The organism is Pedobacter sp. GW460-11-11-14-TSB4 (genome assembly GCF_059423705.1).
Map to the genome: position 1 here is coordinate 12,271 of NZ_JBWKYI010000004.1, position 16,732 is coordinate 29,002.

The following is a 16,732-nucleotide window of genomic DNA, read 5'->3' on the forward strand; positions in this document are numbered from 1 at the left end:
ATTTATTTTGGTTAGTATAACTTGGGTTGTTTAAATTTTAATTGAATAAACTGGTTCCGTTATCGGTTTGAACAGTGTAGGAATCAAGTTTGAGCCCGAATTGCAATAAATATTTTGAAGATAACTCTTCGACTAAATCAGCAATTTTTTCTTCTTTCACAATATTGATGGTACAACCACCAAAACCACCGCCCATCATTCTGGCACCCAGCACATAATCTAATGGTTTAACCGCTTCAACCAGAAAATCCAATTCTTTACAACTTACTTCATAATCTTTGCTTAAACCTTCGTGTGTTTCGAACATCAGTTTACCTAAAGCTTGTAAATTACCGTTCTCCAACTGTTCAGCTGCTGTTAATAAACGCCCGATTTCTTCTACTACAAAACGGCACTTATTATACACTTCTAAGTCCATTGGCTTAACATAGGTTTCTAACATGGTTAAGTCTACATCACGAAGGGTACTTACATTTGGATAATGCGCTTTTACCCAGGCTACACCTTGCTCGCACTGTGATCTTCTTTTGTTATAAGCCGAATCGGCTAGTGCATGTTTTACATTGGTATTTAAAAGCAAAAGTTTATAACCATCCAATTTTAAAGGAATGTAAATATGTTTCATCGATCGGCAATCGAGCATAATGGCTTGATCCTTCTTGCCAAATACCGAGGCAAACTGATCCATAATACCGCAGTTAACCCCGGCAAAAGTTTGTTCGGCTTTTTGTGCAATTAATGCGATATCCATCCTGGAAACAGAAAGCGAAAAAAGTTGATCGAGTGCAAATCCGGTTGCACATTCTACAGCGGCCGATGAGGATAAACCCGCGCCCAAAGGCACATCGCCATCGATATAAAAGTTAAAGCCACCCAGCTGGTAACCTCTTTCCTTTAACTGATCGGCAATGCCTAAAATATAGTTTGCCCAGCTATTTTCTGATTTCTTTAAACTGTTTATCGATGAAATATCAAACTGCTGATAGCTCTCTGAAAATAAATGTATTTCATCGTCTCCTCTTTTTGATATGGCGACATAAATGGCCTTATCAATAGCAGCAGGCATTACAAAACCACCATTATAATCGGTATGTTCTCCAATAATATTGATCCTTCCCGGCGAACGCACCAAAATAGGCTCAGCGTTGAAAAGTTTTTTAAATGTATTTTTTAAATGTTGTGCATTCATTATTTAATATTTTTAGTTTTAAACCTTGCTGATTTTATAGTGTGTTGCAGACATTTCTTTTAAACGGTTTGCGGCAAACTCAGGGGTAATATCACGTTGAGGATTGGCCAACATCTCATAACCCACCATAAACTTTTTAACTGATGCCGAGCGCAATAATGGCGGATAGAAATGCATATGCCAATGCCATTCAGGGTAATAGCCATTATTTACCGGCGCCTGGTGCATGCCGGCAGAATATGGAAAAGAAGTTTCGAACAGGTTATCATATTTGGTTGTTAATACCTTAATGGCTTCAGCTAACGATTCCTTTTCGGCTTCTGTAAACAACCTAATGCTATTTACATGGCGTTTACTAATAATCATCGTTTCGTACGGCCATACCGCCCAGAAAGGAACAAGCACGGCAAAATGATCGTTTTCGAATATAATGCGCTCCTTTTTCTTCTGCTCTAATTTAAGGTAATCGGATAATAAGCTCCTTTTATGAATAGCATAGTAAGATTTCTGGCGTTCGGTTTCTTTGGCGATTTCCAATGGAATATCGCCCTGCGACCAGATCTGACCATGCGGGTGTGGATTGCTACAGCCCATTATTTCGCCCTTGTTCTCAAAAATCTGGATGTATTTGATCCAATTGTTTTCAGCCAGGCTGTTAAATTCGTTCTGCCAAACATTTACCACAGCAGTTATTGCTTTAACACTCATTTCGGGAAGTGTAAGGTGGTGTTTGGGGCTAAAACTGATTACCTTACAAAGTCCCCTCTGATTACTGGCTACCAATAAATCATGTTCATTCATATTACCGGCTGGTGTATCTTCAAGCAGCGCGGCAAAATCATTGTTAAAAACAAAGCTTTCGGTATATTCCGGATTGCTATCGCCATCTGCCCTACTATTACCCGGACATAAGTAGCATTTAGGGTCGTATTCCGGGCGATTATCTGGTGTGACGTCTTCAACCTTACCCTGCCAGGGCCTTTTGGTACGGTGCGGAGATACTAAAACCCATTCGCCGGTTAAGATATTTAACCTGGTGTGTGGATTACTGTCGAGTTCGAATGTTTGGTTCATCTTCTTATTTTCAATTGGTTAGAAACACGAAAGCTATTTTAGCTTAGCTTATCTACGCCGCTAAAATATAAAATAATTATTAATTGTCAAAATGACAATTAATAATTATTTTTATATTCGTGAAAATTTGAACATATTAAGCCCTTTAAAATCCCGGATAAAAATGATTGAATATTCCAGACAGCCACATTATCTTGTTGCCGTTGACTGCATCGTATTTGGATTTGATGGAGAACATCTTAAAATTCTATTGGTTAAACGAGGTTTAGAGCCCGAAATAAATAAATGGAGTTTAATGGGCGGTTTTGTAGGTGCTGACGAAAGCCCGGATGATGCGGCAAACAGGGTACTTAAAAAAATGACCGGTTTAGAAGGCGTTTACCTGGAGCAGATGCAAATATATGGAGAGCCTGCCCGCGACCCTATTGAACGCACGTTATCTGTTGGCTATTTTGCTTTAATTGATATACATAAATATGAAACACAGCTGAATGACGATTATGAGGCCGAGTGGTTCCTGATTAATGACAGGCCAAAACTTATTTTCGATCATGACCAAATGGTTGCTGATGCCAGAAAAAAACTAAGGTATAAAGCTGCCCTTCATCCTATTTTGTTCGAGATGCTGCCGAAAAAATTTACGATCCCACAATTGCATATTCTTTTTGAGGAAGTAAATGATACTAAGATTGATACCAGAAATTTCAGCCGTAAAATTACCTCTACCGGACTATTGATTAAGATGGCTGAAAAAGACAGAACAGGATCTAAAAAAGGGGCATTTTATTTTAAATTAGATAAAAAGAAATACCATGCTAATTCGCAGGCCTTCTTAAACTTAATGCCAAATTTAAAGGTTTAAATGTTTGTTAAAATTTAAAAATCAGTTTCAGAAATATAACTTCTTCTAAAAAACGTCGTTATAGCTGTAATCATTTATTAGTATGTTTGGGCAACAAACACACAATAAACTTAAATTAATTTTAAACATGAACATTACCAAAAACCTTTTATTTAGTACGCTCCTAGCTTTGTTTACCCTTACCATGTATGCTTGTAAAACAAAAAAACTGGTTGCAAAACCAGTGCCGGCACCTGTTGAGAAACCAGCACCTCCGGTAGAAGAGAAAAAAGCAGCACCTGCACCGGAGAAAGAAGAAACCCCGGCTCCCGTTGAAAAGCCAAACTTTAATTTAGATAATATCCAGTTTGAGTTTAATTCTTTCGTACTTAAAACATCATCATTCTCTATTTTAGATAAAGCTGTTGCGGATATGAAAAAATCGCCAAACACAAAATTCATTCTTAATGGCCATTCATCTGCCGAAGGCACACCAGAGCACAACATGCAACTTTCTGTTGACCGTGCAAACGCAGTAAAATCGTACTTCATAAACGCAGGTTTAAGCGGAAATAATTTCACAGTTGTTGGTCATGGCGAGAAAGAGCCGATCAGCAGCAATACCAGCGAAGAAGGCAGAATACTGAACAGAAGGACTGAAATAAAAGTTCAGAATTAATTCTTTTTAAAAAAAACAACAAAAAGAGCCATGGTTTAATTTCCATGGCTCTTTTTGTTTCGAATAAACGTATCAGGTTTTAAAAACCTGATACGTTTACACAGGAGGACAATTGGAAAAGCATTTATCTCTGATAAACCCTAACGTAATCGACTTCCATCCTGTTGGGGAATTTAGTATCGTTTAACGATCCACCGTTCATACCACCCATGGCCAGATCAAATAAGATATAATGTTGTTGTTTAAAAGGATGAAAATCGGAGCCATCATCATTTTTAAGGTCGCTTAAATTGGTTTTATTCAGGAGTATCCCATCTACAGATAAGCTAATGGCTTCGCTGTCCCAATCCATACGCCAGATATGAAACGCTTCTGCCCATTTTTTTCCACCCAATTCGGCAATGGTTTTGGTATTGCTAAACCATTTTGGCTTTCTATTGGCGCCTAAACTAGCAATATTGGCCAGTAATTTTCCGCGGTAGTATTCCATAATATCAATTTCACCATTGGCAGGCCAGCGGCCTTTTACACCCAGTGTCCAAAATGCCGGCCAAAGTCCATCCGAGATATCAATCTTTCCCCTCATTTCGAATCGCCCATACTGCCAGCTCTGTAAACCTTTGGTGATGATACAGGCAGAAGTATAAGCTATATTTTTAGGTTTTTTACGCCAATCGTTGCTTCCTTCTACATAAAGCGGATTAGGTTTTACTTCTTTCCTTGCTTCTATAATCAGCTTGCCATCTTTGCAAAAAGCATTTTCTGGCTGGTACCATTGTAATTCTTCATTACGCACAAAACCTTTTTCATAATCCCAATTGGCCGGATTTGGCACTCCATCTTTTTCAAACTCATCACTCCAAACCAGTTTATAACCTTCTTTAACATAAAGGTTTGAAACATTTTGATTTTTTTTGATGGCACAGGATTGCATAAAAATGGCTAACAAAACAATAAGAGAGAATGAGATTCTATTTTGCATGGGTAATTTCTTAATTATAGTACAATTTAACTAAAAACTTAATTTAAAAAATACCGGATCGCCAAAAAAGACGACCCGATACACTAACCATATCAAATTAATAGCCAGGATTTTGAAGCATTGAAGGCATCTTCGAAACTTCCGACTGTGGGATTGGCATTAAATAATGTTGCGGGTTAAATACATGCTGACGGATGGTATTCACCACCTGATAGGTATACACATTTCCTGTTTTGGTAATATTAATTGCTTTATTAAAACCATTGTTTACATCAACTGCTATTTTCCATCTTCTAATGTCGTTCCAACGGTGATCTTCATTCATTAGTTCAATGCGGCGCTCATTCTGAATCACAGCTCTCATTTCATCTACGGACATATTGGCCTTTAAGCCATATAAATTATCAGCACCTGCAGTTATGCCTGCGCGTTTACGGATAGCCACTAATTTTGGATATGCCAGTGCTGTTTGTCCGGTTTCGTTAATGGCTTCGGCATAGTTTAATAAAATTTCTGCATAACGGATTAACGGCCAGCCCCTTTCTGTATTGAAAGAACTGTTGCTCGAAATATTCTCATCGCACATTTTACGGGCATAATAACCCGTTGTGGTTGGCCCGGTTCCATTTGACGTATAACCATCAGTTGGAGCGCCATTATAGGTATTTACCACAATTTTAGTACTGGTTGTGGTACTGTAATATAGCGATTGATTGTAAATAATTGAATAACCGAATCTGGGATCGCGGTTTGTGTAAGGGTTTGCGGCATCATAACCTGAAGTAGGGTCGGTAATTGCTTTTCCATTTTTCATTGGGAAAGCTGCAGCCAGTTGCTGTGTTGGCGTAGAATTTTTTGCCCCTCCCCTTGATGGTGGATTGTAATAACCTTCAAAATCGCGGTTAGATGGCCTGTTAAAGGTGAAAATATATTCAGAATTAACCCTTTTTAAGAACACATTGTAAAAACCGTAACCCGGAGCAGTAACATTATCTTCAAATAAACTGTAGGTACCGGTATTAATCAGTGTTTCTGCCGCGTCGGCTGCTTTTTGCCAACGGGCTACGCTATAACTCGGATAACTTACAATTGATTTTACAGCTGCAGAAGCCTGTGCTATAGCACCACCATTAAACAATGGACTGGCAGCATACAATAAAACCCTCGATTTTAACGCTAAACAAGCTCCTTTGGTTGCCCGCCCGTAATCCTGCTCCGCATAATCGGCAGTAACGGGTAAAATATTGGCCGCAGCATCGAGCTCAGAAGTAATGTAATTAACGGATTCGTCAAAAGATGACCGGGGAAGATCGATCACATCGGTAATGCCATAAACATTATCTCCTTCAAGCGGTATCCCACCAAAATTAATCAGCAGTAAATGATAATACCATGCCCGCAGGAATTTCAGTTCGCCGGTAATGCGTTTCTTTTTTGCTTCTGAAAGTGGAATAACAGGCAATTTAGATAACATCAGGTTTACCCTACGGATATTGGCATAAGGAGTTGTCCAAAAATCGGGTAAACCACCCCCACTCCAAAAATTGGTTGGCGAAAGTGTTCCATTGTACATGATTACCGCATTCTGGGTTGGCCCTGAATAGGCGTATTCGGCATCATCGGTAGCCATTTCGGTATTTCCGTGGCTGCTAAAGCGTCCTTTTGCAAAACTATAAGATGAAGCACTATAAATTTGGGTAAGAAAGCGGATAGATTTTAAACTATCTGAAAACACCGAAGCTTCAGTTTCTCCTGTATCTGCTTTGCTATCTAAGAAATCGCTATTTTTTTTACATGCTGCTATTGAAGCACATAAAGCTATCATTAATATTATTTTTTTCATGTCAATCAATTATCAAAACGTAACACTTAAACCTAAATTGATCATTTTTTGCGGTGGATATTTAATCCTGTCCTGCCCTGAATTCGATTCCGGATCGAATTGATAACGTTTATCCAAACTCGACCAGGTGAGGAGGTTATATCCGTTGATGTAGGTACGGATATTCTGTACTTTTAATCTTTCAGTCAGCTTTTGAGGGAAATTATAACTGAACTCCGCATTTTTCAAACGGAGGTAATTTCCTGATACCAACCAAAATGTAGATGGATAAGCTGAAGGACTGCTTAAACCAGGGCTTAAAGAAAGTAATGGATATTGTGCTGCATCGCCAAGTGCTGGAGTCCATGAATTTTGGTGGATCGAAGTTAAATTAGAGGCAAATGCCTGAATGGCTTCTGCTACCCCGCGAACATTAAAGTTGGTTGCGGCCTGGAACAATAAACTTAAACCGAAGTTTTTATAATTGGTCCGAAGCTCCAAACCATAATTTGTATTGGGCAAATTCGGATTTCCGTTTATAGACATATCGTAACCATCAATTTTACCATCACCATTTAAATCGGCATATTTTAAATCGCCAATTCTTGGTGCAGTTTGAGGTACGGGACTCGAAGCAATATCGGCAGCAGAAGTATAGAAACCAATCCACTGATAAGTTAAAATCTGACCGATACTGGTTCCTGTAAATGCCTGGTAAGGATAAGCTGGCAAAGGTTCATCACGATAGAGGATTTTATTTTTGGCCAATGAGTAGTTTGCCCTCACAGAGAAATCGACATTTCCGATTTTATCCCTGTAGCTGATCTCGATCTCACCACCCTGGTTTTGTACTTTACCCAAATTTACCGGCGGTAAGCCTACACCAAAAATTGATGAAACTGTTCCTCTTGAAGTTAAAATATCGCTCCTTACATTATGGAACAAATCGATTGAACCTGTGATCTTGCTTCCGAAGAGGCCAAATTCCATCGCCACATCTGCTTTCTTTTCTTTTTCCCAGCTTACATCATCATTACCCAATGTACCCTCTGAAAGTCCGGTTTGTGTATTATCTGAATAACCGAAGGATGCATTGCCCCCATTGCTGTAATTTTGCTGATAGTAGTAGTTAAAGCCATCACCAATGCGGTCGTTACCTACAATACCATAAGAACCCCTAAACTTTAAAAAATCGATAAACTTTACATTATCCTTCCAGAATTTCTCGTTCGATACGACCCATCCGGCAGATGCCGCAGGAAAAAACCCATACTTTTTCTTGCTCACAAAGCGATCTGAACCATTATAGGCTGCATTAAACTGAAATAAATATTTATCGGCATAATCATAACCTACACGGCCGGTATAACCTTTAAAGTTGTTAGGCACAAAATTATAAACCGCGTTATCATTGTATTTAATGACGGTATTGATATTGGTTAATGCCGTTCCGTAAACATGGTGGCTGTTAAAACTTCTATCGTAATTTAATATGGCTTGTGTGGTTAAGTTTCTGATGGTACTGCCCGCATTATAGCCGATAAAATACCTTCTTACCCGGTAAATATTCGGATCTCTGGGCTCGTAAGTATTGTTGTCTGAATTGTAGATAAAAGATGGAAACTGATCTCTCGTCATACTTCTGGTATAATCGTATGTACTGGCATAAGAAAGCACGCCTTTTATCGAAAGTCCTTTGGTAATAAAATCTAATTTCTGGTTCACATTGGCTACTAAATTCATGTTATTACCATATTTGCGGTTATAACCGTAATGTGTAATCCTTCCTACAATGTTATTCTGATTGTAGTTTGGATTCTCATCTCTTTGCCACTTGCTATAACCAAAAGTTCCGTCAGGATTATAAACCGGGTAGTTAAATGGCGCCAGCGAAGCGAAACTTACGTAATCGTAAAAGATATCGTTATAACCAAAAGCACTACCGATGTTATTGGTATTGGTTACGCCCAAATTACCATATAAATCAATTCGGATATCCATGGTATTGGTTGCCTTAATATCCAGATTTGAACGGTAATTGTACCGGTTATAGTAAAAGTTAGAATTTACACCTTGTTCTTCCCCATAATTCCGCAACATACCATCCTGGTATAAAAAGCCTGCAGAAACAAAGTATTTTACTTTTTCTGTACCGCCGGAGATATCGAAATTGCCTTTTAGCTGACTGCTGAAATCCTTGAACAAAATCTTTTTCCAATCGTTGTTCGGATGACCGTAGGGATCAGATCCGTCCTGATATTTCTGCAGATCGTTTTCGGTAAATCTTGGTGCCAAACCATCATTTGCCCTGGCCTGGTTATATAATTTTGCCGATTCGTAAGCATCTAAAAACTTAGGCATAACTGTAGGCTGCATTACACTGTATTCGCTTCTAAAAGTAATCTGTGGTGTACCCAGTTTTCCTCTGCGTGTGGTTACCACTACTACCCCGTTTGCACCTTTGATACCATAAATTGCCGTAGTTGCAGCATCTTTAAGGATACTGATGTTTTCTACCTCGTTGGCATCAATGGCTGCAAACTGCTCCGGACTGTATTCAATATCATCTACAATGATTAAAGGTGTGGTAGAACCACCATTGTACGAACTGATACCCCTGATAAAAAATGTTGCACCATCTGATCCCGGTGCACCAGAACGTTGCTGAGAAAAGAAGCCCGGTAACCTGCCCACCAGGGTGTTTTGTAAACTGGCAGATGGATTTTGACGGATATCAGCTCCTGTTATGGTGCTCATGGATCCGGTTAAGGTTATTTTTTTCTGTTTACCATAGCCGATAACCACCACCTGCTCTAAGCCTTGTACATCATCTTCTAACTGCACATTAACGGTTTTTCTGTTGCCAACCACGACTTCTTTTGGTGTAGCGCCAACAAATGAAACCACTATGGTACCGCTGGTTCCCTTTAACCTAAGGGTATAATTTCCTTTTGCATCGGTAACCACCCCATTGGTTGCCAAGCCCTTCTCTTTCACAGAAGCGCCTGATATGGGCCCTGTAGCATCGCTAACGGTTCCCGATACGACCTGGTTTTGTGCCATAACCAAATTGGAGGTTAAAAGCACAAGCAACACCAGTAAATATTGATATATATATTTCATGTTATGATCTTATATTGGATTTGTACTGATTTACCAACCTTCGTTTTGAAGCAGTTGACTGTTTTTGGTTGTTTCTGCATACGGTACCGGCATGTGGTAGAGTTTATTGGTAAAAATGGAAGTCACCACCGGAATATTCTCGTACGTAAAAGTGTTATTGGCATTTTTGGTGATTTTGGTTCCATTCAATGCCCCACTAAGAACGGCCGGTGCAATTTTCCACCTGCGGATATCCCAGAAACGGTGCTCTTCAAAAGCCAGCTCTACCCTTCTTTCATTCATAATCAGTGTTCTCATACTCTCCTGTGAAATTCCTACTGGAATACCGTAACGCGTGTTTGCGCCTGCTGTTATTCCTGCCCTGGTCCGTAAAAGGATAATCTGCTTAACGGCATCTTCTGTTCTACCCACCTCATTTAATGCTTCAGCATAATTCAGTATAATTTCGGCATATCTGAAAATGATAAAGTTGTGTGATTGGTTGGTATAGGTACTATTGGTAGCAAAATTCCCCATAAACTTACGCAGGTAGTAACCTGTTCGGGTTTGTACGGTTGTTCCACCTGGCTTATCCAAACCACCCTCGTAGGTTTGTACCCCCCGGTTTAACCAGTTTACGCCATTATAAAAAATGGTATAATCTAACCGGAGGTCTCTGTTGGTGTAAGGCGCCGCCGGATTGTAACCTGATGCCGCATCGGTAATGGGCAAGCCATTCCTCATGGTAAACGCATTCACCAAATCTGCCGTTGGACTTGTTCTACCATTACTTAATGCAGGTGCTCCATAACCGGACGGAGCATTGGTGGTTTCGATACCCGTATTTACCGCAGCCTGTTTGCTCAGGATAACTTCAGTATTTTTATTGGTTAAAAACACATTGTTGAATACCGGCTGTAACTGGTAATAATTTAAAGCATTGAGTTCTACTGCAGCATCAATTACTTTTTGCCAACGGCTAGCGTCAGCTGTTGGATAACCTGTCAAGACTTTTAATGTTCCGTTTGATTCTACACCGCCACCATTGTACAATGGACTTGCCGCATACAAATAAGCCCTGCATTTTAAGGCTATTGCTGCTCCTTTCGGAATCCTGCCCCAATCGGAAGTGGTATAATTTGCACCTGTTTCTAATCTTAAGCTGTCTTTAACTGCATCACATTCACTAATGATATAATTTATGCAATCGGCGAAACTGTTTCTTGGCAATTCGAGGTTATCTTCAAGCGTGAAAACCTTATTTCCGATTAAAGGAACGCCACCGTATCTTTTCAACAACTCAAAATATAATAATGCCCTAATGTACCTGGCCTCTGCCCTCCAATATTGTTTGGTCAGCGCAGCAATCGGCACCACATTAATATTGGCCAGAAAAATATTGGCTGCCCTAATGCCATAATAACTATTTCCCCAATAAGGATCAGGATTGTTGAGCGTACTTATCCTGCCATTTGTAAAATATTCTACCTGGGTATTGTTTCTTGACGGAATGGCATCTCCAGAGGCTGCATCTAAAAAATCGCCATCTATCCGGTTAAAACCACTCGGTATATAGTTGTATACACTGTTTAAAAAGAAACCTGCCACAGTTCCGTTTTTATCCTGATCATCCCAAACTAAATCTGCCTGGATCCAATCGCGCGGCTCGGTTTCTACCTTTTTACATGAGGTAATGGCCATAGCCACCTGAAAGCCAAATAACGCCAGTATGATATATTGTTTAAAATTTTTCATGTGATTAAAGTTTAATGTTGATACCCATGTTGATCGATCGCTGAATTGGATAGCTTCCATTGTAAACCTCCGGATCTACACGATCATAAGCGGCAAGTGTTACTAAGTTGGTGCCATTGCCAAATACCCTGATGCTCTGCAGACCTATCTTCCTGGCCCAATGGTTTGGAATGGTATAACCTACCTCAACATTTTTTAAGCGTGCATAATTGCCCGAGTGCTGCCAGAAAGTAGAAGTAGCTTCGTTATTGATATTTGTACCAATCGATAATCTGGGCATTGTAGCGGTACCTGCCGTTTGAGGTGTCCAGCGGTCGAGATTTTGTTCCCAGGCCTGCCCGAAGCCATTATTTTGAAAAGCCCACTCTGTATTTCCGCTCAGGTAAATGGTGCGGTTCATCGCACCTTGTATCAATGCACTAAAATCGAATCCTTTAAACTGGAAACCTAAGTTTAAACCATAATAGAACAATGGTTTTGCATTCCCGATTGCGGTTTGATCGAGCTGGTTGATAATCCCATCACCATTCAGGTCGCGGTATTTAATATCTCCAGGCTGCGCGGTATAACCTTCCAATTTAGCGCTGCCATTTACTTCAGCAGTATTTTGGAATAAACCATCGGCGATGTACCCAAAACGCTGACCAACGGCTTGCCCTGTTCTGGCCATCCAAGGGAAAGGTTGATTCACCTCATTCTGGTAAAGCACTTTCGATTGTTGTAACCCACCGGTAGCTGCAATGTAATAGCTAAATTCATTCACCGTTTGCTGGAAATTCAATTTAAAATCCCATCCGGTATATCTGCTCTGTCCAATATTTTCTAAAGGGTAGTTCTGCCCGATAAGTGCAGAGTTTTTACCTCTTTGCATCAACAGGTCATAATATTTATCACGATAATATTCAGCCGTAAAACTGAGCTTGTTATCTAAAATCGCTCCCTGTAAACCTATATTAAACTTGTTTGCTTTTTCCCATGTAATATTCGGATTAGCTAAAGGCTGTTCATAAATACTGGTATTGGAACCTGGAGTAGCGCCAAAATAAGTAGCTGTACCATCAAAATACCTTTGGATGTACACAAAGTAACCAGGATTATCGTTCCCCGTTTTGCCGTAAGAACCATATAGTTTTAAGCTGCTCAGCCATTTGGTATCTTTTAAAAAGTTTTCTTTATTGATGTTCCAGGCTAAAGCCATAGCCGGAAAAAATCCATACTTATAATCGCCAGATGGCGGATAATAATTAGAACCATTGTATCCAAAAGCTACATCGGCAACATATTTCTCATCGAAATTATACGATGCCTTTCCCGAAATCCCCTGTACGGTATAAGGAAGATCGGATCCAGTAAATGAGTTATCGTGGTTGGCCAATAAAACTGCACTTACGCCATGTTTGTTAAAATTACGGTCGTAACCAAGAGTTAGCTCCTCGTAATCTGAATGGCCCTGGTAATTAATGCCTGTATAGTTATTTTGTGTACCAATGGTACCATATTGCGTATAAGCTTTGGTAGTTGGATTATAGAAAAAACTGGCAAACGATTTCTGTCTGTAAGTATTTTCAGATAATGTTGCAAAAATTGATGCTTTAGCTTTTAACCAAAGACCTTTTGTAATTTCATCGAATGTTCTTTTTAAGAATAAATCTGCTGATACATCCCTTTTATAAGTACCAACATAACCAGAAGCAATGGCTTGAGCATAAATATTGTTCTGATAAGAAGATGTTGTGGCGAAACTTCCATTTGGATTATAAACCGGATATGCGTTCGCAGGAGTTGCATTAATGGAATTCAAAATCGATTGTGAACCAAAACCGGCTGAGTTTGCGGTATAACCAGACTCATTTCCGTTAATTAAACGTCCCATTAAATTAATACCTGCCGATAGTTTCTTATTGATCTGCAGATCGACATTAGAACGGATTACATAACTTTTGTAGGTATTGTCTGTATCATAGGTGTTGAGGTCTGAATTTTTAAAAAGTCCGTTTTGATCCACATGCTCAACAGCGACAAAGTATTTCCCAAAATCGTTACCACCCGATACATTTAAGGTATAATGATTAAAACGTGAAGTGGGTTTAGTTACCAAATCTTTCCAGTCTACATCGGGGTGACCTTGGGGATCACTGCCTGTTTGGTAAGCCTGTAAATCGGCAGCAGTATAAACCGGAGTTAAACCATCATTTACCCTGGCCTCATTGTATAAAGTGGCGTATTGAAATGAATTTAAGCCTTGTGGAAGTTTAAGTGATTTTTGAAATGCAGTTTGTGCAGTAAATGAAATGAGCTGTTTTGCTTTAGCGCCCCTTCTGGTGGTGATTAAAATTGCACCACTTGCACCTTTTACACCTAACATTGCCGTTGAAACGGCGTCTTTCAATACGGTAATCGACTCGATCTCTTCCATATTAAAAATGGTAAGCGGTCTTGGTATACCGTCGACAATAACTACCGGGTTTTGTCCTCTTAGCGACATTGTAACGGCATCAGAACCTAAAGAACCGAGCGAAAGTAGTGAAGCAGTTCCATCAGTTCGGCCTTCGGAACCTAATCTACCCGAATTTTGATTGGTATATAAACCTGCTAAACGACCTGTAATGGCCGATTTTATCGAAGTTACCGGCGTTTTGGTTAAATCTGTGGTATAAACAGCATCAGTTGCCATGGTAGATAACGATTGCTTAACCGTTTGATCATAAAGTGTTCTCACTGGCTTTAGTGCAGCAACTCCGGGGTTTTTACTGCTCACCACAATCACATTTTGGCCTTTCCTAATCTCAAGTTTTAATACCAATGCATTTGAAGCATAAACTTCAATCAGATCACCAGTGCCATAGCTTAATTGAGCAATACCGTTGATATCGGTAACAGCACTGGTTTTATTCTTTGTATTAACAAGCTTGGCACCTACAAGCGGGAGCTGATTTTCATCAACAAGGTAGAGCGATGGGGCCTTTTGCAGTGTATCAATATGCTGCTTAAAACCCAGGACAAGTTTAGCCTCATTGGAAGCCTGTACCGGGATAATTTTAAACAGCAATAAAAACACAACTGAAAATTTCAGGAGTAATTTTTTTTGCATACTAGGGATGGTTGGTTAAAAAATTCTGCTCAGGTGAGCGGGTTTGTTTAATGGTTATTTAAAGAAAAAAATTAGTTAGATGTTTTTCAGTAGTCGTGATGTGCTTTAAAAAAATGTCGTTTGTTTTTGCTCATATCTTATTGGTTTTATTATTTGGTTGTAACAAAGTAACCATAAAAAAACCCCTCAATTGAGGGGTAATACGGTAATTAATAGGGGTTAAATTGTTACTTTTTGCCAAATTTAGGCCTTTAACACCAATTTTTAAGATTTTTAAACGTTTAATCTACGTTTAATTTTTTAAGTGTATTTAGAATTGGTTGATCAATTGCTTTTAAAATATTTTGATCGGGTTTAAGCAGTTCCAAAACTGTAATATCATTCTTGCCTTTTTTTAACCATTCCTGAGGAACATATAGCGTTTGTTGCGGACCAATTGCCCAGTACTTTCCTAAGTTGTGTCCGTTAACCCATACGACTCCCTTTCCCCAATCGGTCATATCTAAATAAGTATCAGCAACAGTCGCAATCTGGAAGGATCCTTTCTGTAATGTTGGTCCATTTCCGTTTGATTTTGATGGACTAGTAATGGTCATGCGATCGTTGTTAAAAGGAAAGCCATACATCGACCAGTTTTTAACTTCGGCACCATTAAAAGTTACCTGTTCGGTAATTCCTTTTTTATTCTCTAATAAATACTTTCCAAAGTTTACCCGTCCCATATTTTCAACAAAAATATCGAGCTGTACCTCTCCTGCCGGAAGATCTAACGACAGGGTGTTTTGGTTTAACCTGCGATCTAAAATACCTGCCCTTTTCTGGTTGATAAAAATCAGCGCATAATCGCGTAATTGTTTAAGCTGCAATTGGCCTTTTTTCCCGCCCTGAATGGTGGTGCGGTATAACACGTAACCATAGTCCTGCTTAAGGTCTTCAAAAGTTAAAGGCGTGATATTTTTCACAGCTTTTGGCAGTGCATTAAACAAAGTAACTTTACTGGTCAGTTTAAAAGGCGCAATAGCGATACTTGGTTTAGCTGCTGGGATTGGCGGCAAACTTTGCCCTGCCGGAAGATGTTTTTCGATTACACTTCTAAAAGCCCTGAATTTCTCAGTTACGTTCCCAGCCTCATTTAAAGGCGCATCGTAATCATAACTACTGGTTTGTGGTTCATATGGCGAAATATCCTTGTAGTTAGCACCGTTCATAAAACCACGGGTTGTACCGCCATGGAACATGTACATGTTGATCGAAATGCCTGCTGCTAAAACAGAATCTAACCTTTTGGTGTATTGCACAGCAGGAACGGTGTGGTGCGCTGTTCCCCACCAATCGAACCATGCCGGGTACCACTCCGCTATAAAATACGGACCTTTGCCATCATGGTTTTCATTTACCAGCTGTCTGATTTTTGCCGGATCATCGATCCCGTTTACTGCGGGTAATAAACCAGCTAAATGACCATCTTTTACATCAGCAGCCGGATCGCAGGTATAAAGCAATCCATCGAAGCCTGCCTCGATAAACATTTTTCTGTTGATATCTAAATAATTTTTATCAGCAGCATAAGAACCGTATTCGTTCTCTACCTGCACCATAATGATGTTACCGCCATGGTTAATCTGTAATGATGCTAACTGCTTTCCTACTTCGAGAATATATTTTTTATACTCATCCAGGTATTGTTTTTCGGTACTTCTTACCACAAGGCCTTTTTCATTCTGTAACCAATATGGGTAACCGCCAAACTCCCATTCGGCACAAACGTAAGGACTTGGCCTTAAAATCACCCAAAGTCCCTCCTGCTGGGCAATTTTCACAAATTCGGCGATGTTGTTATTGCCGGAAAAATCGAATTTTCCTTTTTGTGGCTCATGCAAATTCCAGAACACGTAGGTACCAATGGTATTTAGCCCCATGGCTTTGGCCATTTTCATCCGGGCCCGCCAGGCCTCTTTTGGTACACGGGGATAATGTAACTCGCCAGAAATTATCTGGAAAGGTTTATCATCCAGCAAAAAATCCGATTCTCCCAATTTAAACGTGTGTTTGGCTTGCTGGCCAAAAGCGGTTAAGGAGAAACACATCGCCACCAACCATAATAATTTTACTTTCATTTTGAACTGTTTTTTTGATGACCTGGATTTTTTAGGCAAAAGGGTTCCTAATTTGCGTATTTCTCCGCAATCCATCATCT

Annotated in this window: 10 protein-coding genes; 2 read left to right on the top strand and 8 right to left on the bottom strand. The window is 39.6% G+C overall.

Translation table 11 applies throughout. The annotated features are described in order from the left end of the window. Positions 1-37 precede the first annotated feature (37 nt). A complete protein-coding gene (locus AC07YT_RS05760; protein WP_086545721.1) occupies positions 38-1,189 on the bottom strand; it encodes a galactokinase in 1,152 nt (383 codons plus the stop codon). Positions 1,190-1,207: 18 nt separating this feature from the next. Beyond that, positions 1,208-2,263, bottom strand: a complete 1,056-nt coding sequence (locus AC07YT_RS05765) for a UDP-glucose--hexose-1-phosphate uridylyltransferase (protein WP_086545720.1) — start codon at positions 2,261-2,263, stop codon at positions 1,208-1,210. Between the two features lie 163 nt (positions 2,264-2,426). Between AC07YT_RS05765 and AC07YT_RS05770 the strand changes: the two genes are divergently transcribed. Both AC07YT_RS05770 and AC07YT_RS05775 read left to right on the top strand, forming a co-directional pair. Beyond that, positions 2,427-3,125, top strand: a complete 699-nt coding sequence (locus AC07YT_RS05770; RefSeq protein WP_086549285.1) for an NUDIX hydrolase — start codon at positions 2,427-2,429, stop codon at positions 3,123-3,125. A 127-nt stretch (positions 3,126-3,252) separates the two neighbouring features. Then, entirely contained in the window at positions 3,253-3,783 is a 531-nt protein-coding gene (locus AC07YT_RS05775) for an OmpA family protein (protein ID WP_086549284.1), read from the top strand. 124 nt (positions 3,784-3,907) lie between these two features. Here the strand turns inward: AC07YT_RS05775 and AC07YT_RS05780 are convergent, their stop codons facing one another. From AC07YT_RS05780 to AC07YT_RS05805, 6 genes are all read right to left on the bottom strand, one after another. Further along, positions 3,908-4,765 (bottom strand): glycoside hydrolase family 16 protein, encoded by an 858-nt coding sequence (locus AC07YT_RS05780; protein WP_086545719.1) that lies wholly within the window; start codon positions 4,763-4,765, stop codon positions 3,908-3,910. Between the two features lie 97 nt (positions 4,766-4,862). Next, entirely contained in the window at positions 4,863-6,590 is a 1,728-nt protein-coding gene (locus AC07YT_RS05785) for a RagB/SusD family nutrient uptake outer membrane protein (protein ID WP_494945210.1), read from the bottom strand. A 30-nt stretch (positions 6,591-6,620) separates the two neighbouring features. Continuing rightward, entirely contained in the window at positions 6,621-9,710 is a 3,090-nt protein-coding gene (locus AC07YT_RS05790; RefSeq protein WP_086545717.1) for a SusC/RagA family TonB-linked outer membrane protein, read from the bottom strand. 30 nt (positions 9,711-9,740) lie between these two features. After that, complete coding sequence (locus AC07YT_RS05795) at positions 9,741-11,444, bottom strand: RagB/SusD family nutrient uptake outer membrane protein (RefSeq protein ID WP_494945211.1); 1,704 nt, start codon at positions 11,442-11,444, stop codon at positions 9,741-9,743. Positions 11,445-11,448: 4 nt separating this feature from the next. Further along, a complete protein-coding gene (locus AC07YT_RS05800) occupies positions 11,449-14,535 on the bottom strand; it encodes a SusC/RagA family TonB-linked outer membrane protein (RefSeq protein WP_086545715.1) in 3,087 nt (1,028 codons plus the stop codon). A gap of 281 nt (positions 14,536-14,816) precedes the next feature. Next, complete coding sequence (locus AC07YT_RS05805) at positions 14,817-16,652, bottom strand: glycoside hydrolase family 35 protein (RefSeq protein WP_086549283.1); 1,836 nt, start codon at positions 16,650-16,652, stop codon at positions 14,817-14,819. Positions 16,653-16,732 lie beyond the last annotated feature (80 nt).

Excerpts from the sequence above, each read along its gene's own strand:
- AC07YT_RS05760 (WP_086545721.1), bottom strand. The coding sequence starts at position 1,189 with ATGAATGCACAACATTTAAAAAATACATTTAAAAAACTTTTCAACGCT.
- AC07YT_RS05765 (WP_086545720.1), bottom strand. The coding sequence starts at position 2,263 with ATGAACCAAACATTCGAACTCGACAGTAATCCACACACCAGGTTAAAT.
- AC07YT_RS05770 (WP_086549285.1), top strand. The coding sequence starts at position 2,427 with ATGATTGAATATTCCAGACAGCCACATTATCTTGTTGCCGTTGACTGC.
- AC07YT_RS05775 (WP_086549284.1), top strand. The coding sequence starts at position 3,253 with ATGAACATTACCAAAAACCTTTTATTTAGTACGCTCCTAGCTTTGTTT.
- AC07YT_RS05780 (WP_086545719.1), bottom strand. The coding sequence starts at position 4,765 with ATGCAAAATAGAATCTCATTCTCTCTTATTGTTTTGTTAGCCATTTTT.
- AC07YT_RS05785 (WP_494945210.1), bottom strand. The coding sequence starts at position 6,590 with ATGATAGCTTTATGTGCTTCAATAGCAGCATGTAAAAAAAATAGCGAT.
- AC07YT_RS05790 (WP_086545717.1), bottom strand. The coding sequence starts at position 9,710 with ATGAAATATATATATCAATATTTACTGGTGTTGCTTGTGCTTTTAACC.
- AC07YT_RS05795 (WP_494945211.1), bottom strand. The coding sequence starts at position 11,444 with ATGAAAAATTTTAAACAATATATCATACTGGCGTTATTTGGCTTTCAG.
- AC07YT_RS05800 (WP_086545715.1), bottom strand. The coding sequence starts at position 14,535 with ATGCAAAAAAAATTACTCCTGAAATTTTCAGTTGTGTTTTTATTGCTG.
- AC07YT_RS05805 (WP_086549283.1), bottom strand. The coding sequence starts at position 16,652 with ATGAAAGTAAAATTATTATGGTTGGTGGCGATGTGTTTCTCCTTAACC.